This window comes from Silvanigrella paludirubra (assembly GCF_009208775.1).
Taxonomy (GTDB): Bacteria; Bdellovibrionota_B; Oligoflexia; order Silvanigrellales; family Silvanigrellaceae; genus Silvanigrella; species Silvanigrella paludirubra.
In genome coordinates this window covers 16426-37838 of sequence record NZ_CM018765.1, presented here as the reverse complement: position 1 = coordinate 37838, position 21413 = coordinate 16426, and the positions used below count along the sequence as shown (strand labels likewise).

26 protein-coding genes are annotated in these 21413 nt (G+C 28.2%); 15 read left to right on the top strand and 11 right to left on the bottom strand.

All coding sequences use genetic code 11. The features are described 5' to 3' along the window. The first annotated feature begins 8 nt into the window (after nt 1–8). Genes trbB through GCL60_RS00160 form a run of 11 tightly spaced genes read left to right on the top strand, consistent with a single transcriptional unit; the run spans nt 9 to nt 10416 of the window. Nucleotides 9–947 carry a P-type conjugative transfer ATPase TrbB gene (trbB, locus tag GCL60_RS00210; protein ID WP_153417838.1) on the top strand — a complete coding sequence of 313 codons (939 nt, stop codon included), beginning with the start codon at nt 9–11 and terminating at the stop codon, nt 945–947. A 19-nt stretch (nt 948–966) separates the two neighbouring features. Continuing rightward, nucleotides 967–1278, top strand: coding sequence for a TrbC/VirB2 family protein (locus GCL60_RS00205; protein ID WP_153417837.1), 312 nt, complete (start codon nt 967–969; stop codon nt 1276–1278). A 15-nt stretch (nt 1279–1293) separates the two neighbouring features. Then, nucleotides 1294–1599 (top strand): VirB3 family type IV secretion system protein, encoded by a 306-nt coding sequence (locus GCL60_RS00200; protein ID WP_153417836.1) that lies wholly within the window; start codon nt 1294–1296, stop codon nt 1597–1599. A gap of 41 nt (nt 1600–1640) precedes the next feature. Beyond that, on the top strand, nt 1641–4166 hold the full coding sequence (locus GCL60_RS00195) for a VirB4 family type IV secretion/conjugal transfer ATPase (RefSeq protein ID WP_153417835.1): 2526 nt from the start codon (nt 1641–1643) through the stop codon (nt 4164–4166). Between the two features lie 20 nt (nt 4167–4186). Beyond that, on the top strand, nt 4187–4546 hold the full coding sequence (locus GCL60_RS00190) for a hypothetical protein (protein ID WP_153417834.1): 360 nt from the start codon (nt 4187–4189) through the stop codon (nt 4544–4546). A gap of 47 nt (nt 4547–4593) precedes the next feature. Next, a complete protein-coding gene (locus tag GCL60_RS00185; protein WP_153417833.1) occupies nt 4594–6717 on the top strand; it encodes a type IV secretion system DNA-binding domain-containing protein in 2124 nt (707 codons plus the stop codon). Between the two features lie 23 nt (nt 6718–6740). Further along, complete coding sequence (locus GCL60_RS00180; protein WP_153417832.1) at nt 6741–7166, top strand: hypothetical protein; 426 nt, start codon at nt 6741–6743, stop codon at nt 7164–7166. A gap of 29 nt (nt 7167–7195) precedes the next feature. After that, nucleotides 7196–7714 carry a hypothetical protein gene (locus GCL60_RS00175; RefSeq protein ID WP_153417831.1) on the top strand — a complete coding sequence of 173 codons (519 nt, stop codon included), beginning with the start codon at nt 7196–7198 and terminating at the stop codon, nt 7712–7714. Nucleotides 7715–7735: 21 nt separating this feature from the next. Further along, nucleotides 7736–8611, top strand: a complete 876-nt coding sequence (locus GCL60_RS00170) for a hypothetical protein (RefSeq protein WP_153417830.1) — start codon at nt 7736–7738, stop codon at nt 8609–8611. Nucleotides 8612–8633: 22 nt separating this feature from the next. Next, on the top strand, nt 8634–9491 hold the full coding sequence (locus GCL60_RS00165; protein WP_153417829.1) for a hypothetical protein: 858 nt from the start codon (nt 8634–8636) through the stop codon (nt 9489–9491). Nucleotides 9492–9522: 31 nt separating this feature from the next. Next, nucleotides 9523–10416 (top strand): hypothetical protein, encoded by an 894-nt coding sequence (locus GCL60_RS00160; protein ID WP_153417828.1) that lies wholly within the window; start codon nt 9523–9525, stop codon nt 10414–10416. On the opposite strand, the gene GCL60_RS00155 is transcribed toward GCL60_RS00160, so the two are convergent. From GCL60_RS00155 to GCL60_RS00140, 4 genes are read right to left on the bottom strand one after another with little or no spacing between them, the layout of a single operon-like run. Then, nucleotides 10413–10772 (bottom strand): hypothetical protein, encoded by a 360-nt coding sequence (locus GCL60_RS00155; RefSeq protein ID WP_153417827.1) that lies wholly within the window; start codon nt 10770–10772, stop codon nt 10413–10415. The genes GCL60_RS00160 and GCL60_RS00155 overlap by 4 nt on opposite strands. Nucleotides 10773–10787: 15 nt before the next feature. Beyond that, a complete protein-coding gene (locus tag GCL60_RS00150) occupies nt 10788–11570 on the bottom strand; it encodes a hypothetical protein (RefSeq protein WP_153417826.1) in 783 nt (260 codons plus the stop codon). Beyond that, complete coding sequence (locus tag GCL60_RS00145; RefSeq protein ID WP_153417825.1) at nt 11570–12109, bottom strand: hypothetical protein; 540 nt, start codon at nt 12107–12109, stop codon at nt 11570–11572. The genes GCL60_RS00150 and GCL60_RS00145 overlap by 1 nt, the downstream gene beginning before the upstream one ends. After that, nucleotides 12110–13138 carry a tyrosine-type recombinase/integrase gene (locus GCL60_RS00140; RefSeq protein WP_161998011.1) on the bottom strand — a complete coding sequence of 343 codons (1029 nt, stop codon included), beginning with the start codon at nt 13136–13138 and terminating at the stop codon, nt 12110–12112. A 414-nt stretch (nt 13139–13552) separates the two neighbouring features. Here GCL60_RS00140 and GCL60_RS00135 point away from each other — a divergent pair, with 414 nt between their 5' ends. Genes GCL60_RS00135 through GCL60_RS00125 form a run of 3 tightly spaced genes read left to right on the top strand, consistent with a single transcriptional unit; the run spans nt 13553 to nt 15792 of the window. Continuing rightward, nucleotides 13553–14137 (top strand): hypothetical protein, encoded by a 585-nt coding sequence (locus tag GCL60_RS00135; protein ID WP_153417823.1) that lies wholly within the window; start codon nt 13553–13555, stop codon nt 14135–14137. Nucleotides 14138–14162: 25 nt separating this feature from the next. Next, nucleotides 14163–14702, top strand: coding sequence for a DUF4365 domain-containing protein (locus GCL60_RS00130; RefSeq protein WP_153417822.1), 540 nt, complete (start codon nt 14163–14165; stop codon nt 14700–14702). Further along, nucleotides 14689–15792, top strand: coding sequence for a hypothetical protein (locus tag GCL60_RS00125; RefSeq protein ID WP_153417821.1), 1104 nt, complete (start codon nt 14689–14691; stop codon nt 15790–15792). Before GCL60_RS00130 ends, GCL60_RS00125 begins: the two co-directional genes overlap by 14 nt. Nucleotides 15793–15847: 55 nt before the next feature. Here the strand turns inward: GCL60_RS00125 and GCL60_RS00120 are convergent, their stop codons facing one another. The 4 genes from GCL60_RS00120 to GCL60_RS00105 all read right to left on the bottom strand — a co-directional run bounded on the left by GCL60_RS00120 (nt 15848) and on the right by GCL60_RS00105 (nt 18812). Next, complete coding sequence (locus tag GCL60_RS00120; protein WP_153417820.1) at nt 15848–16579, bottom strand: hypothetical protein; 732 nt, start codon at nt 16577–16579, stop codon at nt 15848–15850. Between the two features lie 274 nt (nt 16580–16853). Next, complete coding sequence (locus GCL60_RS00115) at nt 16854–17567, bottom strand: hypothetical protein (RefSeq protein WP_153417819.1); 714 nt, start codon at nt 17565–17567, stop codon at nt 16854–16856. 34 nt (nt 17568–17601) lie between these two features. After that, nucleotides 17602–18267 carry a GP88 family protein gene (locus GCL60_RS00110; RefSeq protein WP_153417818.1) on the bottom strand — a complete coding sequence of 222 codons (666 nt, stop codon included), beginning with the start codon at nt 18265–18267 and terminating at the stop codon, nt 17602–17604. Nucleotides 18268–18413: 146 nt separating this feature from the next. Further along, on the bottom strand, nt 18414–18812 hold the full coding sequence (locus GCL60_RS00105) for a DUF6573 family protein (RefSeq protein ID WP_153417817.1): 399 nt from the start codon (nt 18810–18812) through the stop codon (nt 18414–18416). Nucleotides 18813–19095: 283 nt separating this feature from the next. Here GCL60_RS00105 and GCL60_RS00100 point away from each other — a divergent pair, with 283 nt between their 5' ends. Continuing rightward, nucleotides 19096–20103, top strand: coding sequence for a hypothetical protein (locus tag GCL60_RS00100; protein WP_153417816.1), 1008 nt, complete (start codon nt 19096–19098; stop codon nt 20101–20103). 20 nt (nt 20104–20123) lie between these two features. Here the strand turns inward: GCL60_RS00100 and GCL60_RS00095 are convergent, their stop codons facing one another. The 3 genes from GCL60_RS00095 to GCL60_RS00085 form a co-directional block, all read right to left on the bottom strand. Continuing rightward, nucleotides 20124–20453 (bottom strand): hypothetical protein, encoded by a 330-nt coding sequence (locus GCL60_RS00095; protein WP_153417815.1) that lies wholly within the window; start codon nt 20451–20453, stop codon nt 20124–20126. 355 nt (nt 20454–20808) lie between these two features. After that, complete coding sequence (locus GCL60_RS00090; protein ID WP_153417814.1) at nt 20809–21048, bottom strand: hypothetical protein; 240 nt, start codon at nt 21046–21048, stop codon at nt 20809–20811. Nucleotides 21049–21107: 59 nt separating this feature from the next. After that, on the bottom strand, nt 21108–21407 hold the full coding sequence (locus GCL60_RS00085; RefSeq protein WP_153417813.1) for a hypothetical protein: 300 nt from the start codon (nt 21405–21407) through the stop codon (nt 21108–21110). Nucleotides 21408–21413 lie beyond the last annotated feature (6 nt).

Genomic DNA, 21413 nt, shown 5'->3' with positions numbered 1-21413 from the left:
AGGATATTATGATTAATAAAAAACATGAAGACAACTGGGAGCGATTAAAATTTGATTTAGGAAATGATTTACTTCCGTATCTAGAAAATCCCTCTGTTGTTGAAATTATGTTGAATCCAGACGGAAATGTATGGATTGAAAAACTTGGAGAAAGTATGGAAATGGTCGGAAAAATCCGCTACGAAAAGGCTAGCATGATTATTAATACAATGGCATCATCATTAGATACAATTATTAATGCAGATAATCCAATTGTAGGCGGTGAAATACCAGTTGAAGGTTCAAGATTTGAAGCGATGATACCACCAGTAGTTATTGCTCCTTGTTTTTCAATTCGTAAAAAAGCAGTAAAAATATTTACATTAAACGAATATGTAGATTTAGGTATAATGACTTTAAGTCAATCAAATATTATTGAAGAAGTTATAAAAATTAGAAAAAATATTTTGATAGTAGGTGCAACGAGTTCTGGTAAAACTACATTTGCCAATGCAATATTAAAAAAAATATCTGAAATTGATTCAAACTGTCGCATGGCTATTATTGAGGATACCAGAGAATTACAATGTGATATTAAAAATAAACTTGTAGCTCGATCAACAAAAAAAATACTTATGCAGGATTTATTGAAGTCAATTATGAGATTTAGACCAGATAGAATTTGTGTAGGTGAAGTGCGTTCAATAGAAGCATTTACACTGCTCATGGCGTGGAATACTGGACATTGTGGTGGAATTGCAACTGTTCATGCAAATAATGCAAAGGCTGGTATTAAAAAAATAGAACAAATATTGATGGCACATCAATTTATTCCTGTTCCAGATATGATAGCAGAAGCAATAAATATAGTAATTAATATACAAAAAACTAAAGAAGGGAGGAGAATTAAAGAAATATTGGAAGTTTCATGTTTGAATGGTGAGTATTTATTCAAGGAAATTTATTAAATAATTAAGGAGAATTTAAATGTTATTAAAAAAAATTATTCGTAGTTTCGTTGTTTTACAAATGTCTATTTTATCTTCTAAAGCATTTTCATCAAATGGTGCTTCAGGTGCAGGGTTACCTTGGGAAGCAGCAATAGATAAAATTCAGCAATCCTTATTTTACGTTGGTGGCTCATTAATTTTAATTGGTATTTTGTGGGCAGGATATGCTTTTTTAATATCTGATAATAAAGAAGCTGGTTTTAGAAGATTAATAGGAACTGTAATAGGTGGAGCAATAATTCTTGGCGCTAAAGGAATTGTAAGCACACTCTTAGGTGCTCAATTTTAAAAAGAGGAAAGTATTATGGAAGATATGCATGTTAGTTATGTACATCAATCATTAATAAGACCATCGGTTTTATCAAGCATGCCATCACAATGGTTTGTAAGAAATTTATTATTTTGGGTTTTACTTGGGATTTATCTTTTTGCAAGTATCAATTTTTATTTTTCTTTAATAACTATAGTTTTTGGTAGTTTGACACATATTCTTTTGCAAAAAGCATTTGCAAAAGATGAAAAAATTTTTTCAATATATTACCGACACTTTTTATCAGATGGTTTTATTTCTTCAACAACTAAAGTAAATATTTTAAAAGAAAACTTTTAATGAAATTTATTGGAGATATTAATATGCGAGGAAAAATATAAATGTGGTCTACTTGGTCTAAATTTTTTAAAAAAAAACGAGGTTTTGATTCATATTTACCTTATATTGGCTTTGTAAATAATGGAGTTATTTTTCTAAAAAGTGGTGGATTTTCAACAGTATATGAAATTCGAGGAAGAGATCTTTCAAGCTCAACCGAATATGAGCTTGGACAAGTCAGTAATATGGTAAATGCTTCATTAATGAAACTTGGCGATGGTTGGATAACACATGTTGATACAATAAGAACTCAAGTTACTTATTACCCTAGTGAAAGCGAATGTTATTTTCCTGATCCAGTTACAAGATTAATAGACACATCGAGAAGACAAACTTTCGAATCTAATGGTTTGTGTTTTGAAAATAAATATTATTTAACTTTGACTTATACACCACCATCAATTTTAACTAAGAAAATGAATTTCATCTTTGAGGCTGAAGATAAACAAGCTAAACATAATTCAAGCGCGATGGACAAAGAGCTAATAAAATTTGAAGATTCAATAAATAGATTTTTTAATATTTTTGATGCGGTAATTTACACAAGAAAATTAAACGATGAAGAAACGTTAACTTATCTTCACTTCTGCATAACAGGACTACGGCATAAAGTTTCGCTTCCAATCATTCCTATGTATATTGATTATATATTAGCATCAAAAGATTTTATTGGTGGATTTAAACCAAAAATTGGTAATAAAAAAATTAAAGTCATTACAATTAAATCTTTTCCTAGTTATTTACATACAGGAATTTTAGATGCTTTAAATAATATGTCTTTTGAGTTTAGATTCTCAAGTAGATTTATATTTTTAGATCAAGCAACTTCGAGAAAGTTTATTGAAGATAAAAGAAAAGATTGGGATGAATCGAAAACATCTTTTAAAGCAATTATGAACGACAAGTTGGGATCAACCACTTCAACAACATATCTTTCAACTGATGCTATTTCAATGGCGAATGATGCAGATCGAGCTGTTAATGAAAACCAGAAAAATGAGATATCATTTGGGTTTTATTCATCTTCAATAGTATTAATGGATGAAGACGAAGAAAATATTGAAAATAATTCTAAAGAAATAATTCGAATATTGGAGAATTTACGGTTTCCTTGCACGGTTGAATGTGTAAATGCAGTAGAGGCGTATCTAGGCTCTATCCCAGCAGTAGCTTATGCTAATGTAAGGAAGCCCCTAATTTCCACGCACAATCTATCTCATATTATGCCATTAACAGCCGCATGGAGTGGTGAAGCAGAACATCCTAATCCTAAATATAATAATAAGAATACTGGTCAGCCTGCTCCTCCAATGTTTTACGCTGCGTCCTACGGAAGAACCCCATTTCGCTGTTCATTACATGTAAAGGATGTAGGGCACACGTTGATGATAGGTTCAACAGGTTCAGGAAAAACCGCACTCCTCGCTTTTATAGCAGCACAACAGTTTCGTTATAAGAATTCAAGAGTATTTGTTTTTGATAAATTATGTTCTCAATATGTACTTTGTAATGCAGTGGGAGGATCTTTCTTTGAACTTTCAGCAAATAAAGATAATGAGAAAGACATTATTTTAGGTAAGAATATATCCTTTTGTCCTTTAGCTGACATAGATGATATTAATGGTAGAAGTTGGGCTGAAGAATGGATCTCATCAATTGTTTCTTTACAACATAACAGGCCAATTTCAATTGAAGAACAAACATCTATTTCAGATGTCTTGACACTAATGACTAAAGAAACAAATAAATCATCTGAAAGAAAACTTAGTAAATTTGTTAGTCAAGTACAAAATTATGCTGTTAAACAAGCCTTAGAACCATATGTTGATATTAATAGATATGGCCATATGTTTGATGGAAGTGAAGACTTTATTGCAGAATCTCGTTTTTGTGTTTTTGAGATGAATGATCTCATGGATAAAGGCGAACAAATATTAATTCCAGCATTAACTTATATGTTTAGAAAAATAGAAAAAAGTTTGGACGGTTCTCCTACATTATTAATATTGGATGAAGCGTGGACTTATTTTAAGCATGAAGTTTTTTCTAAAAAAATTGAAAAATGGCTTAGAGAATTAAGGAGGCAAAATTGTGCAGTAATATTTGCAACACAAAGTGTTAATGAAATTTATAAGTCAGAAATAGTTTCTGTCATTCTCGAATCTTGTAAAACAAAAATATATTTACCAAACCATTTGGCATCAAAGAAAAATCCAATGACTTACGAAATCTATCAATCATTTGGATTAAATGAAAAGCAAATTGATATTATAGCTAATGCACAACCAAAAAGACATTATTATTTAAGTTCTGAGTCAGGAAATAAATTGTTTGAAATATTATTTGATTCTTTAACATTATCTTTTGTTGGAGTAGCAGATAAAGAAGATATAAATAATGCTCGTGAATTTATAAAGAAATATAAAAATAAGTGGATTTCTGAATGGTTGAAATTCAAAAATGTTACTCAAGATTGGATTGATTATTTTGAAATAATCCAGTCTCAGATGCCAAATAAAACATATTAATTAAAATGAGGTTTGATAAAATGGATAGTAAAATAATTAAATTTAACAGATTAACTTATTATTTTCTAGGAGAACTTATTGCTCCTATACTTGAAATATTAGAAATATTTATTTATATGTCAATATTTATTTTTAGCCTTAGTTTATCTATTATATATATAATACAAAAGTTTAGTATAAGTGAAGTTATACTGATTGATTTTAATAAATATTTTTACAGTTTTAATTATAATTTAGCTTTTTTTATGTGTTTATTTATTTTCATGTTTTGGTTTAAAATAACAAAAAATATTATCACTAGTGACATTAATAAGTACAAAATTATGGACTCATCTATTTCAGTTGCGGCTTCTTCAGAAAAACTCAGAGTACAAAAATAGTTGCATTGATTTATTGAAAAAAAACTTTCATTTTAAGTGAGTTTGCTATGAATATATTGATAAATTTTTTCTTTACTGTTTATATTTTATGTTTTTTCTTCCTAGTATTTTCAACTTATATAGTATCATCTTATAAATTAAATAGTTATAAGCAAAGAAATATTTTAATAATATTTCTTACATTAATTGCATATATTGGAATACCTGCTGTAATAACAATGTCATCAATGTCAAATTTTTTGATGAAAAACTATCATTTTCCAAGTTTTGATAATTTTTCATCATATCACAACATGGCGTTTGCTTATTTAAGAGAACATTATTTAACAAATTACAAATTAATAATGATATTTTTGTTTTTTATTTCATCACTATTTATGTTCGGATATGTTAATAAATTTTTTAAATATGCGAAAATAATAGAAGATAAATATGAAAAATACGATTTAACTTCAAAATTATCTGTATCATTCTTAACCTTTGGATTAGCTCCAATTTTGCAGGGTCTCGAATATCTATCAAAGCAAAATAAGGTTGGTACAATAAGAGAACTTGAAGAAGGTAACGAAGTAATTAGGGATATCAAAAGTGCTGAAAATAGACTTGTAACCGAACTACTTGTTAGAAACTCAACTGGGTATAAATTTTTTAAAAACTTTCGGTTACCTAAGCATATTGAAGTTTTAAATTTATTAATTATTGGTGGTATGGGTGCAGGAAAAACGGCATTTTTAACACCTATAATTTTACAATTTTTTGAATTAAAATATCGATCTTTAATTTTAGACAATAAAGGAGATTTTTGCGAGCTTTTAGGTGAAAAAGAAGGCGTTACAATATTATCTCCGTTTGATGCAAGGTCACCAGCATGGAATGTTGCTGAAGATGTGGCGACTGAATTAGAAGCAATTGAGTTTATAAGTCAATTAATTCCTCTTACAGGTGGGAATGGTGATTTTTTTGCTCTTGCAGCAAGAGACATTGCCCTTGGATCAATAAAATTTCTTCAAAAAACTAAGCCCTACAACTGGAATATGAATGAAGTACTTGAAACAGTTGCTAGTGAGAACATCTTGCGAATTTTGGAAGAATACCATCCAGGAGGTTTACAAACTCTACGAGATTGTGGTTATGACCCAAAAACAGGAAAACTTTTAGTTGGAGAGACAAGTGCAGGAATATTTCAAAATATCAGAGCCAGCTTACAAAATTTTGATATTTTAGCTCGTGCTTGGCCAAAAACTGTTGACGGATTTTCTATTAAAAAATGGGCTAAAGGAGAAGAAGAAAAAACATTATTTTTGATCGTACCATTCAAACAACTTTACCCCGAAATTTCAGGATTTTTTTCAGGAATTGTAATTGATTTATTTGTAAACGAAACTTTGAATTTACCAGAATCAAGAGAAAGACGTTTAGGATTATTTTTAGACGAATTAGGCGCAATTCCTAGGGTTAAATCTTTAGCTAATGGTGCAAAGCTATTGAGGGGAATGGGTGTTTGCATGTTCGTTGGAATTCAAGAAGTTGGTGTTATTAGAAAAAAATATGAAAAAGATGGCGGAACAGAAGTCATTCTAAATGCTTTTTCATCTAAAATGGTCGGAAGAGCTGAAACACCAGAGTATGCTGAGTATTTTGTGAGGATGTTTGGGAAAAATAGATATAAAAAAATAACTCGTACACGTTCAATGGGCACCTCTGGAAAATATTCTTTGTCGTTATCAGAAGAACAAGTAGTTGAAGATGCAATTTCTACTGGCGAGTTATCATCGATACCTCCAGCAACTTTAAAACACGGAGCAATATTTTTCCTTAAAATTTCAGAAATGCCCGTTATATTTAAACTTAGATTTCCAATTATACCGATCAAACGGCCTTATAAGAAATGCATAGAGCCTGAATGGATGAAACGGCCTTCGAAAGAAATATCTATTGGACTTGCATCCAATTTAATAAATAATGAAATTAACCAACCTAAAATAGACCAAAATTTAGAAAAGATGTTAACAGATATGAATAAAAGTAATAATTTTATTCATAATGAAAATTCATCGAATTGTGAAAAAATAAAAGATGAAAATAAAGAAATAGAATCGACAATTGAACATAAAAAAATTACAGATAATGATGAAACCATAACTTTAAATCTTGATAGTTTAAATTTTTAATCATTTGTAAATAAGAGGTTAGTATGAGCATAAATATAGGTATTGGAAAATTAAAAATTTTACCAGAAGACCCAGAAAGTTGTTCCTATATAAATTTTAATGTTGAAGAAATATTTGATAAAAATGCCCCAATTGAAGGGAAAAATGAAATAAATTTGAGTAATAGAACAATGGATGAGTTTATTGAAATTACAGGTCTAAGAAAATATTTTAGTAAGGAACAAATTAGAAATGAAGCTGGTGAGTATGGAATATATGAATATTCTCTATTCCAAGAAGCAAACATAGCTTTATTAACAAAACATCATTTAACAATTTTTAAGCAAAAAAAACTTGAATCATTAACAGAAGCATACCCTAAATTTTGTATTGAAATCATTGATTGGTTCATATACTGGATGGACTTTGCAATTAAAAATTATCAACACCCAATATTTTGTTTTAGCTAAATTTAATTAACTATGGAGGTTCTATTTTTATGTTTTGTTCAACTGAAAATGATATTAGTTCTTTAAATAGTTCTAAATTAAAAGAATCTGGATGGGGATATTGTGCTGCATGTAATAAAGAAATTGAATCATATTCAAAAATATTTGATTTTTCGTATTGTGCTGGAGATAAATATACTCATGAAGTTAGTCATATAGAGGATATTTGTTTTTTGTGCATTGATTGCGGTTCAAATTTGGAAAAAATTTCATTATCAATATTAGAAAAAGAAATAAATTTTAACAAACAAAGTCTTACTAATAAAGGGAAGTATAAAGCAATTTGTAATTTATGTGGGAATAAACATGATAATGAACATTATGTTTTGATGCTTAATGAATTTCAATTAACAGATTCAGGAATGAATGAAAGTAGCTATGATTATAAGTGCATTTATATATGTAATAGTTGTAATTATCATTTAAAGAATAGATTTTATAATAACAAAGAATTTAAGATACTTTATAATTGTAATGGGAGAAAATTTTCTACTGAAACTCCTTGGTAGATAATAATAAAGGATTTTAAAATGGAAATAATAATTGATAATGACTTAAAATGTAACAATGGAATGAGTAGAGAATACAATAATATAAAGCAACTAATTTTTGATAATAAGATGGATGAATTAGATACATTTGTGAAACAAAAATCTTTAGATAAGTGTTATAAAATTGTTTCTGAAAAATTTAAAATAAGTCAAGCTAAATATTTTCACCATTATTTATATAATAACTTTTATGTTTCAGAAGTGGAATTGCACTATCCTGAGTTAAAAATAATTTATCACTCAAATGACAAAACATTTGAAGGATTTCATACAAAATATATTTTAGATGACTCTGCATTGCTACCAGAAGGACTTTTAAATGCAAAGTCTTTAAAAGAAATATCAAAATATATTACTAATTTTGAAGATACATCATTTGCTCTTATTTATGTTTTTAATGATTATGGAAATTGTATGTATAATTACAAATGCGCACAAATTCTGAGAAATATGTATAAAATAATTGAAAAAAATATATTAGATGAATTATTTATTTATATAAAGTCTTTTAGTATTAAAAGTAATTTGAATTTTATAAATTTTCTTTCATATTTTGAGAATATAGATTTTATTATTGCTTTAAATAAATTGCTTTCTTTTAAGAAAAAAGAAGAAATATGTGAGATTATGTTTCATATATCGTCATGGAATAAATATAACATAAAAAAGCATGAATATGAATTTAATGAAAATATATTTAATTTATTTTCCTGTGTTTTAAACGATTGCGAACATTATAAGCATAAAAGAACTAATGATCTATTTAATATAGAGTTAAATAGATCAAGAATAAACTATAACAATATTAAAAATAATATTAAAGTTATCGGTGAATATTATTACTTTGCGATATAAATACTTAAAGGAGGATTTAACAATGACTTATTCACAAATTAATCAAAATAAAGATATTTCTAGAGAATTAAAACACCATTTATCTCTTTGTAAGGTTAAAAGTTTATATAAAAATAAAATTAGTAATTTAATTGAGCACGTTGAATATTCGATAGGAAGAGAAATTAATTCTGCCTTTGAAGTTTTGAGTGCAGTTGAATTATTAAATAATAAAATAATATATGGCAATTTTGATGCTGAATGTGCAAATAAATTTATCCTACATTCACATTACAATCCACATAATTTTTTAAAATTAAATTATGATTTAGAATATATCAACCGTGACTTTGAAAAGCTTAATTACGAATCTAAACAATTAGTTTTAGATGCGGTTTTACTTGAATATAAGCGTGATTATTTTGGTAAAGAAAAAAAAGATAATGAAGAAGGATTTTGTTTTGGAAACATTAAAGAAATAAATCAAAAACAAAGAAAAATATTTTTAAAAAAAATTTTAGACTGTGATAAAAATAAAGAGATATTTAAAGAATATGAATATTTCAAAGATAAATATACAAGAGATATTCTAACTATTAAGTTAAAATTACTAGATAAAAAATATTTTTTAGTCGAAGAATTTGAGAATTTAAAAGGGATATTAACAAAAAATAATATTATAAATAAAAAACTAATTGATATTTTTAATGTTCTTGAGAGAGCATCTTTTTTAGTTGATGAGTACAAATTAGATTATAGAATTCCAATTGAATTTATTGAAATTATAAACAACAGAATTGAAAAAGAAACTCTTACAGAAGAAGAAAAGTCATATTTAGATAATCCATATAATCCACTCATTTTAGATATGATAGGCTGTAATTTCAAGTATTTTAAATGAATAACAAATTTTAGATAGAAAGGTTTAACAAATGACTATTAAAATAGATAATGACTTAAAAGCAAACACAGGAATAAGTTTTCAATACAAACAAATTATTAATTTGATTAAGGCTGAGAAATTTAAAGAACTAAATGAATATATTGTTAAAAATTCGTTAAATAGATATTACATCTTATTTAGTGAAAGATATGAATTACAAAATAATATAAACTTTCATCATAATTTATACTCAAGTGAAATAATTAATGAGGTTGAGCAGGTTTACCCTTCTATAAAAGACACTGAAGATGAGAATGCCTCTTGGGCAAAAAAAATAGCTAAAAGATACGAATTAAACGAGCTTTCTTTAGCACCAGAACGACTATTAAGTTGCCGTTCAATAGAAGAAATTTCAAAATATATTACTGGTTATAAAAATGCAGAATATGGATTAAAATATATTTCCAAATTTGATTGTATGTATGATGAGGAATATGCTCAAATTTTAAGAAACATGTACAAAATAATTGACTATAAAAATTTAAATAAGTTTTTTGAATTCATTGAGAATTATACTAATGGGAATAATTGTCATTTTCTTGCGTTTTTTAAAGATATAAATGCAATTATAGCATTTAAAAAACTTTATGAAATTCTAACATATAAGCAAATTGGAAATTTATTTTTTTACATTAGTGAATTTAATGGACGAGGGGATGATCTTCATAACTATGCAGTAAACAGAAATGTTATAAAAAAGATATTTAGAGTCATTTTAAAAGACGGCAGATATTCTGGTTATAATCGAACCACCCATATAGTATATAAAGCAATTAATGTAATGAAATATCACTATAATAATTTAGTAGAAGAAGATGAAGCATGGGAAGAAAAAAGGGAAATAAAATATTTTAGCGTTTTTTCAGAGGTTCCGACTATCTAAATTTTTTTCATATTTAGATCTGATTTAGATAGTGAAATTTTAAGTAAACCTGAAAACCAAAGAAAGATTTCACTCGGTTTTTCGATTGTCTTATATTTGCTTTTATTCCGTTTTAAATAAAGTTCTGAAATGATAGTCAAAACATTCAATTGTTCTTCTGTTAAATCCTGAACATCCCAACCATTCAATTCTTTAGTTTTAAGTGAATTTGAAACCTGTTCCAATAGCTCTGGAATTGTACTTGATCTTTCAATATATCTATTAATTTCATCTTCTGAAATAAAACTACAAATGCAAATTATGATAGAGTCAAGATATTTTTTTAAAACCATTTTTTCATTTTTATTCAATTTCATAAAGATTCCATAAAGTCAATTTGGTACTGTATTTTCTTCTGATACTTTTATATCTTTACTTTCAAGTTTTAAAATCTGCTGGTTTAAACTCTCATTTTGAGCTTTTAAGACAGCATTTTCAATTTCAAGCTTTCTCGTTGAATCAAACATCAAATCATATTTTTTAAGTTTTTCTTCAAGAACCATGATCCTTTTTTTCGCTTCAAACTCCCTTTCCTCGTAAGCAATATTCAACTTATTTTTATCATCAAATTGTTTATTTAAAACAACATAATCGTTTAAAAGTTTATTATACTTTGCTTCTTGATTTTCAATTCCTTCTCTTAGAGAAAGCATTTCCTTTTCTTTTACTTCGAGTTCTTGCTTTTGGTGTTCCTCTTTTAGTGCAATAGCAGCATTAAATTTAACCTCTACGTCTTTGCTATTGGCTTCAAACTCTTCACCTAATTTTACTTCTAAATTCTTTTTATATTCCTCAAACTCTTCTTTCTCGCAATTAAGTTCCTGCAACTCTTTTTTAGCTTGATCTTGCATTTCAAAAGCAATAATAAGCTGCGAGCGGTTAATTTGATTCAATCGGTTAGTAAGCATATCGACCTCTGCAAGAGCTTTTTTTTGCTCGCTCTCTTCAGGTAAAACTTGCATTTTTAAAGCTTCTACAGCTGCTTTAAAATATTGTTGCGGTTTCATTCCAGAGCGGTTAATTTCATTTTGAAAAAAATCTCGTTCCTCTACAGAGGTACAACGAAACTGGATTCTTGGATCAATTTTTAGTGAGCTTGTTTCTTCTGTTGTCATTATTTATCTTCCTTTTTTTTATTTTTCCATGAAAGTAATTCTTCAAATTTACGTCTATTTGGAGTTAATGTATGATTAAATATATCAGTTCCTGGCCCTGCTAGAATGCTTCCTACAACATTATGAATTGTTAGCAATGTCTTTTTTATTTTTCCAGAATCGATATATATTAATTCAATAGAATCTTTTCTAAGCTTAAATAAATAATGGCCAGTTGGTATAAAATCATTATTAATTCTAAGATTATTATTGTTATTATAAAAAACATTTTTGTATTCATAAAAAGTAATTTTTAAACCAGGGTCATTCCCTAAATCAGAATTACTATGATTTAATACAGCAATTTCCTTAGAATCATATTGATAATGCTTTAGTGCACCATTAGGGCTTTTATCATTTTTAAAACTATTCACTCTTTGATTAATACTTCTTTTCATAAACCAGTTATAAATGTAAATAATGTTGATGGTTGCAAAAGAAATAATTCCAGTAATTTTACCCCAATGATCAAGTATAAATGCCCAAATTTTATCCCACATTTAATCCCCCTTTGTTCCTTTAGCGTATTTTACTTTGCGGCTTGCACTTTCTTTTTCCTCATCTGTTTTTCTTATATACATCATGGTTGTCATCATGCTTTTGTGTCCTAAAAGATCCTGGATTTCAGACAGTGGGATGCCGTTGCGGTGCAAATGACTTGCAACTGTGGCTCTACAACTGTGTGGACTGATTTCTTTAGTGATTCCATTTTCTCTTGCAATGGTAGTAACTAAACGAGCTAGATAATCCCGTGAGAGTGGCTTTTTCGAATAGGGGCTTAATGTAAAAAGAGGATCTTCAGGTTTTAGCAGTGATCTTAAAGTAACAACATATTTTTTAAGTAAGTTTGCTAACTCGTCGCTAATAAGAGGAGCATGAAGTTCACCCCCTTTTATTTTCAGGTGGAGCCTCGGAAGTTTGCCAGACAGATCGAAGTCCTTGATTTTAAGGGAACAAAGCTCAGTTGCCCTCATTCCAACATGCGAAAGAGTGCTGAACACAATAAATCGTAACCAAGCCCTGTAATGGTCTTTTTGTTTCAAGGGATTCATTGCCAGTAAATAAGATTTCTCAAGGGTTTCTAAAATTCCACCAATTTCTTCTTCCGAAAGGGCTTCTGTTTTTCCCTTGTGTTTCTGAACCCTTGGAAGCCTGATGGCAGCTCCAACATTTTTATCCGTCCAACCTTCTTGGTGAGCAAACTTCAAGAACGATAAAACGGGAGCAAGTTTTGCACAGACCGTGACAGGAGGATTTTTCACCACTAGGAGCCTTTTATAAGCGTCTACATGATCCCTGTGTATTTCTAGGAGCTTAGAGATAGGTTGGTTTTTTTCCCTGCAAAATTCAAAGAAAGACCTTAAATGCCTGGCGTAATTTTTAATTGTATTTTCAGAGACATAGCTGCCTAAAAATTGGGCGCATTTTAAGGCGATTTCAGGGGGGTATTTTTCAAAGTTGATACTAGGAGACCCTCTCACTTGAATCAAGGCATGCTCTAAATTAGAGCAATTTTCATTTTCAGGCATCCATACCCCCCTTAAAAACGCCTTTTTGGACATTTTAAAATATTTTGTCACACTCATGTATACAAAGTAAAATTATACTTGTCTATGTATTCAAAGTGTCACCACAATGAATACAGATAAAATTTTGTCACAACAAAAGGGACAAAGTCGCATAATATACATTATGGGACAATAAAAACTGAATTTTAAAGAAAAAATCATAGGAAGAAGGAAATTTTAAAAAGAAAATTTATACTTTTCTTGTAATACCATAGGTTTTTTGTATGATGAAAGGGGCAAAAGACTTTTAGCAGACTCGAATTTTCGGGGTTTTTCCAAAGTGGCTGACAAATACACCATTTATTGATGCTCGAATGTTCGTAAGCACCAAATAATTTTGCTGGTTCCATCTTAATTCTAGGGAGTGGTTGAAAGATGAAGGGTTGTGCAGGTGTTCAAATTATGGAGAAAGGGATCGTTTGGAGAAGGGAGCTTCTCTCTGGGAGTCCTGTCCAAAGTATTGCTACAAAATATAATGTGAACTCGCAAGTCGTAAGCCGTGCCATCTGGCTTGCACGTATTCCAGAGGATTTAAAAGTAATTATAAAACAAAATCCTGAAGTGTTTACTCGTGGTACTTTAATCAATGGATTTGCTTCAAAACGCAGTCAATGCGAAAAAAACTCATTTGAATTGGTACGCTCGGAAATTCTTCGCATGGTAAAAGAAGGTGTTGGGAGCAAACCCAAATTCCCTAAAAAGTCTTCACCACTGCAAAAGCAAAAAAAGAAACAGAAACAAAATCTTGTTCCCTTAATTGAAGATAAAACACCTCCAAATCTGAGTGTTACGACAGACATTGTGGAAGCCATGACAGCAGAAAAACAAATTAAAGAAGCTCTTGGGTTTCACTGTCGTGTCGCATTTAATGAAGCGGGGGAAAGCCAAGTTACGTTTAATTTAAAAAACAAAAAAGATTTAAATACTTTTATCGACATGGTAACACCCAATTTATTTTGATTTTAAGGATGAAAGATAAGAAATAATGACAATAAACCCCAAAGATATTGAATCAGAATTAAGTTACATATATTTACATGCTGTAGCATCATTAGCAGGCTTTACCTGTTCTCTTCCCACTCGATTAGAAGATAATCATGGAATTGATGTTACAATTAGAAATAGTGATAAACTTGCTCCCGATTCAAAAATATATGATTTTTCTGTTGATATTCAGCTTAAAGCAACAATAAAACAGCTTGAAATAATTAATAATAAAATTGCTTATAGTTTTCGTGGCATTAAGCAATATGATAAATTAAGATCAGAATTTGCAGGTAATCCAAAAATTGTAATATTATTGATGCTTCCTGAAAACAAAGAAGAGTGGCTTCACATTACAAAAGAACAGCTTGTATTAAAAAATGCTGCTTATTGGGTAAGCTTATATAGAGCTCCTGAAAGCGAAAATACAACGAGTCAGACAATATATATACCAACAAATAATCTTTTAACAGTAACTAGTTTAAAAGAAATGATGATCAAAATTTCAATAGAGGAAAATATCAAATATGAACAACTATGATCAAATCAGTGGTATTTATCCAAAAGATATTATTGCATATATTAAACAACACGGTTGGAAACTTGAAAACAAGCTTCAAACCCGTAGCATAGAACTTTATAATAATAGCAATTTTAAAAATAGACAGTTACAAATCCCCACAAGTACGGGTCTTGATGATTATCCACAGCTACTAGTTCAACTTGCTGAAAAATTATCTACCATTGAAAATAGATCTTATGAACAAATTATAAATGATTGGCGTTCGGCTGATTCTGATATCATCCGTATTAAACTTAAAACGAAAGATGAATACCAGATCCCTTTTTCAAGAGCACTTCAAACAATGGAATCAACTAAAAAGGCCATTATTGCCTCTGCATGCAGTATTTTATCTCCACAAAAACATCATGCTAAACTTCGCAGGACTGAAGCAAATGAACTCATGGACGCTTGCAAAATGGAACAAACAGAAAAAGGAAGTTTTATCATTAAACTTTCATGTCCTATTTATGCCGTAAATTATGACGTACAAATAGCAGGCTCTGTAAAAGAAATCCCCTTTGTTCGTATGGCAACAATTGGCTTTATGAAATCATTAAGAGATATCAAAGAACTTGCTTCTAATGATAATGATGAAAATGAAATTCCAGATTCATTAAGCTCAAACTTTTGTAGTGCTATTCGAAATATTTTGGAAGATGAAGTTGAATTTTCAGCATTTTGGGCACTTAATTTAGAACAAACAGATAAAAGCGTTTTAAAATCTATTATTCTAAAGCCTGATCTCATCCCACAAATTGAACGCCTAGAAGCAAGACTTCGTCCTACTCCACCATCTCAAAACCATGCTATATATGGGACAGTTGAAAATTTGGATGGACAAATAGGTGATGATAATAAAAGATCAGGAGATGTAACAATCAAGTTTATTCATGATGATGAAATTCTATTTGCAAAAGTAATATTGAATTCTGAACAACATGAAATTGCCATTGAAGCTTATAGAACTGGTGTATATGTTAAAGTAACTGGTTTTTTAAAAAGAGGAATCCGTAGCAATAGAATTGAAAAGGTAGAGAATTTTGACCTAGCAGAAAAATTAAAATAAGGTTTTTTTATTTAGTTAAATTATAATTATTTTTAGTAATATATTCTGTTTATTATCAACATTCTAATCTTTCAATGGTTAATGAATAACCTTCAGCGTGTTTTAATAAAAATAATGAGAGACTTTTTTCCTTAAATTTAAAACTTCCTTCAAAAGCTATATCAATTCCATCAACCATTTTTAATTCAAAATTATTTTTTGCATATGTTATTAAATCAGTTCTATCAGCGAAATTCTCAAAATCTATTTTAGTAAGAGGTTCTTTTCTTTTACTTCCTTCAGTTCTATTTTTTCTATAAGAAGCCCTCAGAATTGAGTTGTATTTATGTGTATCAATATGAATAATACTAGCATTATCATTCATAGATATTTCTAATATTTTTTCAAATATTATTTTAGAATCTACTTTCTCATCAGCCTTAATAAAAGGAGTTTCTTCCCATAATCTTAGATATTTTGGTTCATGATCAGGTGAATTAAAATCCACATATTTAACTGTATCTTTAAACTTAAGATCAATAACAAAATCATTTACCGTTTGGTGAAAATCTACAATCATTCCAAATTCTAAAAATTTTTCATGTCTTTCATGTGAAATTAATTCAGGGATTAGTCCTAATTTTTTAGCTGCTACAGTTCTATGAGAGCCGTCAAATATTGCAAAATATTTTTCTTTTTTTAATTCTATATACGTTCCATGAAGTGTAGGAGACCCCATTTTTTTCATATCTTCTATAACTTCTTCTAAATTTGGAACAAGAACATTATTCATAATTATAATTTTCATTTATCATCTCCAAAAAATTAAAGGTATAACAAACTAATATTATATGAAATTTTTAATTTTTCAAACTCATTAATGGAGGGGAGACGAGATCGCTTACAAATCAGCACTAGCCTAATTTTCAAGCATATGTTTAAAAAAAGGACATTTCACCTCAAAAATTAATTTATTAATAATCACTTTTTGAAATAATTCATTTTAAATGACTTCACAAAATTAAATATATATGATGATAAATCAGACAAAAATTTGTTTGACATACAAATATCCTACTTAATTATTTATCTCTTAAACTTCTCATAACTGACATAAATATATTAAAATTTCTTTCATCTAATTGTTCTAAAATGTCAAATATTGAAACCTCATCTTCACCATTCCATAAATTTCTTGCTAATTTAATCAATAATTTTTCGCTATAAGCTAATGTTTTAAAATCTTGTGAACTTAATATTTTTCTATCTGTTAAAATAGTATCATCATTTTTTTCAAGCTCTTTTTGGTCAAAAACGTATAAAATTAAATCCTCATTTTTCTTAAATAGTTCAAGTATCTTTTGCGCTCTCTCATCATATTTTTTTAAATTTATCTTATTTTTGATTAGAAGATTACTTCTCAACTCTAATCTTTTGTTAGAAATTTCCTCAATTTCCTCATCAAAAATTTCATTTTCTTGCAATGCATGAGCATCTGATTTTCCATATTTTTCAGAAAGTTTATTTTTGTATTCTTCAAATTTTTCTAGTCTTTTTCTGTCTCTTTCAATTTGTTCTTTTGTCTTAGGTGCTGCATAATCATTGTATTTTAATCCGTTTTCACGACAAAAAAGATCAACTGCTGCTTCTGGTATTAAATTTTCTCCCGCTTCCCATCTTTGCCAGTTTCTCAAATCTGTATGCACAATATCAGAGGCTTCTAGTGCAGTAATTCCAACAATTTTTCGCATCTCTTTTATTTTTTTTGATTGCTCTGGATATTTTACATTTGCCATCTTTTTTTCTCCTTTTGTGTTTTAGGGGTCTGGGTCAAAATCTTTTTTGACCCAGACCGTGAACAATAAGCCCTATTTTTATGCTTTTTATTGCTCTTAAATCCGAGTTTGAAGCATTCACATAGCCAGCTTTTAAAAGCTCCTCCTCACTTCTAAAAATTTTTGTATGTGGCAATTCATAATTAATTTTGTTATCATATTTCCCACCTTCGCTTTGAATTATAAGAGCATTTTTTAATGAAATTAATTTTTCTAAACTTAAATTTAAACTTTTAGTATAGGCATAGAAAAATTTATTTTTATTTTGTGAGATGATTTCTTCCCATTTATCTACGTATTCCTGAGAGTAAAAATCCCCTGAATCATGAAGTCTTATTGTGAGCCAATTTTTTGGAAGTGATTTGATAAGAACTATCATTGAATCAACAAAATGATTTTGTTTAGAGGCTAAAAAATTTTCGACACGTACAGACATCGCTTGGGACATAACATAACGGCCATTTTGAGCGTAGCAATAACGGTTACTATTGCATTCTGCCGCACCTGGACAAGTAATACCTGCAATTAATCCAAAAGAAGCGATTTTTTCAGTTTTCAATTTTGCGTTGTTACTTGATAAATGAGGAATAAAAATTCCTTCATTTTCTGCTCTTAATTTGCTTAATTCGGAACGGTAGGAATTTAAAAAAGGATTTAACATAAGAAAGTACTCCATTGACCGCTAGTTGCGGAGAGGTTTAAGAAGATAAAAAACTCTTTATCTTCTTAAATAAGATAAGTCAATTTGTCGTATGTGTCAAGCGATAATTTAATAAATCTTTTCAATTTAAGGACTAAGTTTTAAAATTAATCCTCATTTATTTCAAGTATTGTAAATGAATAACCGTCACAAATAACTTTACATGTACATAATGTTGGATTAACTCTTTTTACAACGCAATAAAATTTAAAATAAAAACTTTTACCGATATTACCCTCTTTTGATGCAGATTTTAGAGCTTGTCTTGACATAAATAATAGATCCCAAGCTCTCCCTTTTTCGTCGTTTAAAGCTCTTTCTGCGGCTGGTGTTAATTTTATATAATTGTTAAATACAGAAGATGTGCAATAAATCGGGATTAAAATTCCAGATTCGTTAACTTCTTTTTTAAATAGATCAGATAAATTAACTAAAACACCATCCTCTATAGCTTGTTCTGTAGTGTAGGATGAAATAACTTCAAAATCATTAAATAAATCTTTCATAACTCTCTCCCTTTACCGCATTTTATGCGGAGTGGTTTAATTGATAGAGACCTCCCTATCAATTAAAAATATACGATAAATTGTCGTATGTGTCAAGTGTGTTGAAAATATTTTTTTATCTTTTTTTATTGTGTTTACTTAATCCTCACTTTTTTCAACATATTGGTTTTACAAGACCTCTTTAATAAAATTTAATATATAAATGATTCCTTTTAGCTAATATTTATATTACTTTAAATATAGTCCGACAAATAATTTTGCAATTGATAGAAAGAATTTTAAAATGAGTCACTTTTCAAAAGATATAATTAATTTTATTGATACTGATTTAAAAAATCTATTTATCCCTTATATTTCTAATAAAAATGAAATAAACATAAAATTTAGTTCAAATGTAAATAAAGATAAATTAAGAAAAAACATTAAGGACTGTATTAACTTTTATAATCAGAAAGACAAATTATTAACTAACGAATTACAAAATGAATTTCAAATTTTAAAAAGAAATCAAGTATTACAAACGAGATTAAATTTTAAAATAAATCATGAAAGATTGTTAACATATTTAAAATTTTTCGATTCAAATCAGCCTATTTATAAAATAAATGATGATTTCTTATCTGATTATATGAATTTTGATCTAGATATTGAAAAAATATTATCAAATAATATAATTGAATTTAGTAATGATTCTATTATTATCTTCGCAAAAAATCTACTAAAGTATAGAAACTCAGAAATAAATATTGTTCAAATATCAAAGATGAACTCTAATAAAGGGAATTATTTATTTTTTTCATTGAGAAATATAAATAACAATTTTATTTTGCATGATTTTTTTAGACCTTGTAATTCTAAATTTGACCTAATTCATGCTTATCATGAAATATATAGGATTGATGGGTTAAAAAATATTGTAACTGATCATAAAATTGAGTTGAAAGAACAAAATTTAGCTCTTATTAAAATTTTAAAATTGATGCTATATATTCAAAGCTCAAATGTTGACTTGAGAAAGGTTAATAAAGAAATACCAAAAGATAATTATGTAAGAGATGATCATATAATAAATAAAAATTATATTAGTAATGAATCTTCAATTGACTACTTTAAAGTAGGATATGGATGGAAGAAGCTGCCAATTTATTCAAAAAATGAATGGAGCGTGAAAGGACACTTTAGAATGCAACCATGCGGAGAAAATAGACGAAATCATAGAATTATTTTTATAGAACCGCAAATAAGAAAAAGAAAAATTATTGAAATAGAGACTAATTTAGATACACATTGAATACTTATCAACAAGTATTTTTACCAATTTGCATAAAAACCGTCAGTATATTTTTTTATATACTCCTCTCCTAAATTTATTGATTTTTCAAGTTGATCTTCGGTTAGCATTTCTGAATACTTTTTATTTAATAGAATAGCTTCTTTTAAACCTTTACGGGATGATACATAAGACCAAGCAAAAGCTTGCATTATATCATTTTTTTCAAAATATAATTCAGCAAGCTCCTTTTGATTTATAACCGAGCCTTCAAAAGCCCTATTTTGTGTTCTGGAAAAAACTACTGATTTTTCATACCTAATTGGCAAATAAAATATATAATTAAAAGTTTTTGAGATAATTTTTAACATTCAAACCTCCTAAAAATGTTCAAGTAGCGAAATTACTATTAATTTAATTAGAGGTTTAAGGCAATATTAGTAAGACATTTTTATTAAGTATATCAATAATAATAAATATTATTTTTAAAACTTGGGGTATGGGGCCTTGCCCCATTGATGCTCATACGGAGCAAAATCACCGTAAGGCGAAGAACAAAAAAATAAAATCAAAGGGAAAAAATAATCTTATACCCCACCCCTTAACAACCGACAAAAAATAAACTCGAACCACTGAATGAGGTATAAAAAAATAAATAAAGCAATATAAACTTTGACTTTGTAATTGATAATAGATAAATATAACAACGGGCTTTAAGTGCTTCTGTTAAGCGACAATAACACTTCTAAGCCCTGCCTCTGACTTCTCATCAAAATCAATTTTTAAAATATTTTTTGATTTTTCTATCACTTGAGGTTCACTCCATCTTGATTTTTTTCCTTTTTTTCTTTGTACATATAAAAAATAAAACCCATTTTTATATTCAATAAAATACTTTTTATATCTTCCATTTGTTTCTGTTATTATTGCAGTCCATTGGAAAATATCTAGTTCAATTTTTCTCATATTACTCCTTATTAAGATTCTTATTAAGATTGGAATAAATATCCAATCTTTGATAACTCTTATTCAAGATTAATTTTACTATTTTTTTCTTTAACTTCTTTTTCTGCAACTTTGACTTTATTTTGTTCTACTTTTTTAGCTTGTTTTTCAACATCTATTACATTTTTTTTAAAATAGATCAATGCAGACTTTATCATATCATTTGTACTTAAAGGCATTAGACCTAATGAATCGTGTTGAAATCCATTTTCTGAAAAAAAAGTTTCTAAAAGCTCTTTATCAATAGGATTTTTATCAGGAAAAAAATCAGCGTATTTTCTTAGTTTACTTACTTCATTTTTTTCTACTTTTTTTGCCACAATAAA

What these genes read in the sequence shown, in the direction of transcription:
- trbB (WP_153417838.1), top strand. Translation starts at nt 9, where the DNA reads ATGATTAATAAAAAACATGAAGACAACTGGGAGCGATTAAAATTTGAT.
- GCL60_RS00205 (WP_153417837.1), top strand. Translation starts at nt 967, where the DNA reads ATGTTATTAAAAAAAATTATTCGTAGTTTCGTTGTTTTACAAATGTCT.
- GCL60_RS00200 (WP_153417836.1), top strand. Translation starts at nt 1,294, where the DNA reads ATGGAAGATATGCATGTTAGTTATGTACATCAATCATTAATAAGACCA.
- GCL60_RS00195 (WP_153417835.1), top strand. Translation starts at nt 1,641, where the DNA reads ATGTGGTCTACTTGGTCTAAATTTTTTAAAAAAAAACGAGGTTTTGAT.
- GCL60_RS00190 (WP_153417834.1), top strand. Translation starts at nt 4,187, where the DNA reads ATGGATAGTAAAATAATTAAATTTAACAGATTAACTTATTATTTTCTA.
- GCL60_RS00185 (WP_153417833.1), top strand. Translation starts at nt 4,594, where the DNA reads ATGAATATATTGATAAATTTTTTCTTTACTGTTTATATTTTATGTTTT.
- GCL60_RS00180 (WP_153417832.1), top strand. Translation starts at nt 6,741, where the DNA reads ATGAGCATAAATATAGGTATTGGAAAATTAAAAATTTTACCAGAAGAC.
- GCL60_RS00175 (WP_153417831.1), top strand. Translation starts at nt 7,196, where the DNA reads ATGTTTTGTTCAACTGAAAATGATATTAGTTCTTTAAATAGTTCTAAA.
- GCL60_RS00170 (WP_153417830.1), top strand. Translation starts at nt 7,736, where the DNA reads ATGGAAATAATAATTGATAATGACTTAAAATGTAACAATGGAATGAGT.
- GCL60_RS00165 (WP_153417829.1), top strand. Translation starts at nt 8,634, where the DNA reads ATGACTTATTCACAAATTAATCAAAATAAAGATATTTCTAGAGAATTA.
- GCL60_RS00160 (WP_153417828.1), top strand. Translation starts at nt 9,523, where the DNA reads ATGACTATTAAAATAGATAATGACTTAAAAGCAAACACAGGAATAAGT.
- GCL60_RS00155 (WP_153417827.1), bottom strand. Translation starts at nt 10,772, where the DNA reads ATGAAATTGAATAAAAATGAAAAAATGGTTTTAAAAAAATATCTTGAC.
- GCL60_RS00150 (WP_153417826.1), bottom strand. Translation starts at nt 11,570, where the DNA reads ATGACAACAGAAGAAACAAGCTCACTAAAAATTGATCCAAGAATCCAG.
- GCL60_RS00145 (WP_153417825.1), bottom strand. Translation starts at nt 12,109, where the DNA reads ATGTGGGATAAAATTTGGGCATTTATACTTGATCATTGGGGTAAAATT.
- GCL60_RS00140 (WP_161998011.1), bottom strand. Translation starts at nt 13,138, where the DNA reads ATGCCTGAAAATGAAAATTGCTCTAATTTAGAGCATGCCTTGATTCAA.
- GCL60_RS00135 (WP_153417823.1), top strand. Translation starts at nt 13,553, where the DNA reads ATGAAGGGTTGTGCAGGTGTTCAAATTATGGAGAAAGGGATCGTTTGG.
- GCL60_RS00130 (WP_153417822.1), top strand. Translation starts at nt 14,163, where the DNA reads ATGACAATAAACCCCAAAGATATTGAATCAGAATTAAGTTACATATAT.
- GCL60_RS00125 (WP_153417821.1), top strand. Translation starts at nt 14,689, where the DNA reads ATGAACAACTATGATCAAATCAGTGGTATTTATCCAAAAGATATTATT.
- GCL60_RS00120 (WP_153417820.1), bottom strand. Translation starts at nt 16,579, where the DNA reads ATGAAAATTATAATTATGAATAATGTTCTTGTTCCAAATTTAGAAGAA.
- GCL60_RS00115 (WP_153417819.1), bottom strand. Translation starts at nt 17,567, where the DNA reads ATGGCAAATGTAAAATATCCAGAGCAATCAAAAAAAATAAAAGAGATG.
- GCL60_RS00110 (WP_153417818.1), bottom strand. Translation starts at nt 18,267, where the DNA reads ATGTTAAATCCTTTTTTAAATTCCTACCGTTCCGAATTAAGCAAATTA.
- GCL60_RS00105 (WP_153417817.1), bottom strand. Translation starts at nt 18,812, where the DNA reads ATGAAAGATTTATTTAATGATTTTGAAGTTATTTCATCCTACACTACA.
- GCL60_RS00100 (WP_153417816.1), top strand. Translation starts at nt 19,096, where the DNA reads ATGAGTCACTTTTCAAAAGATATAATTAATTTTATTGATACTGATTTA.
- GCL60_RS00095 (WP_153417815.1), bottom strand. Translation starts at nt 20,453, where the DNA reads ATGTTAAAAATTATCTCAAAAACTTTTAATTATATATTTTATTTGCCA.
- GCL60_RS00090 (WP_153417814.1), bottom strand. Translation starts at nt 21,048, where the DNA reads ATGAGAAAAATTGAACTAGATATTTTCCAATGGACTGCAATAATAACA.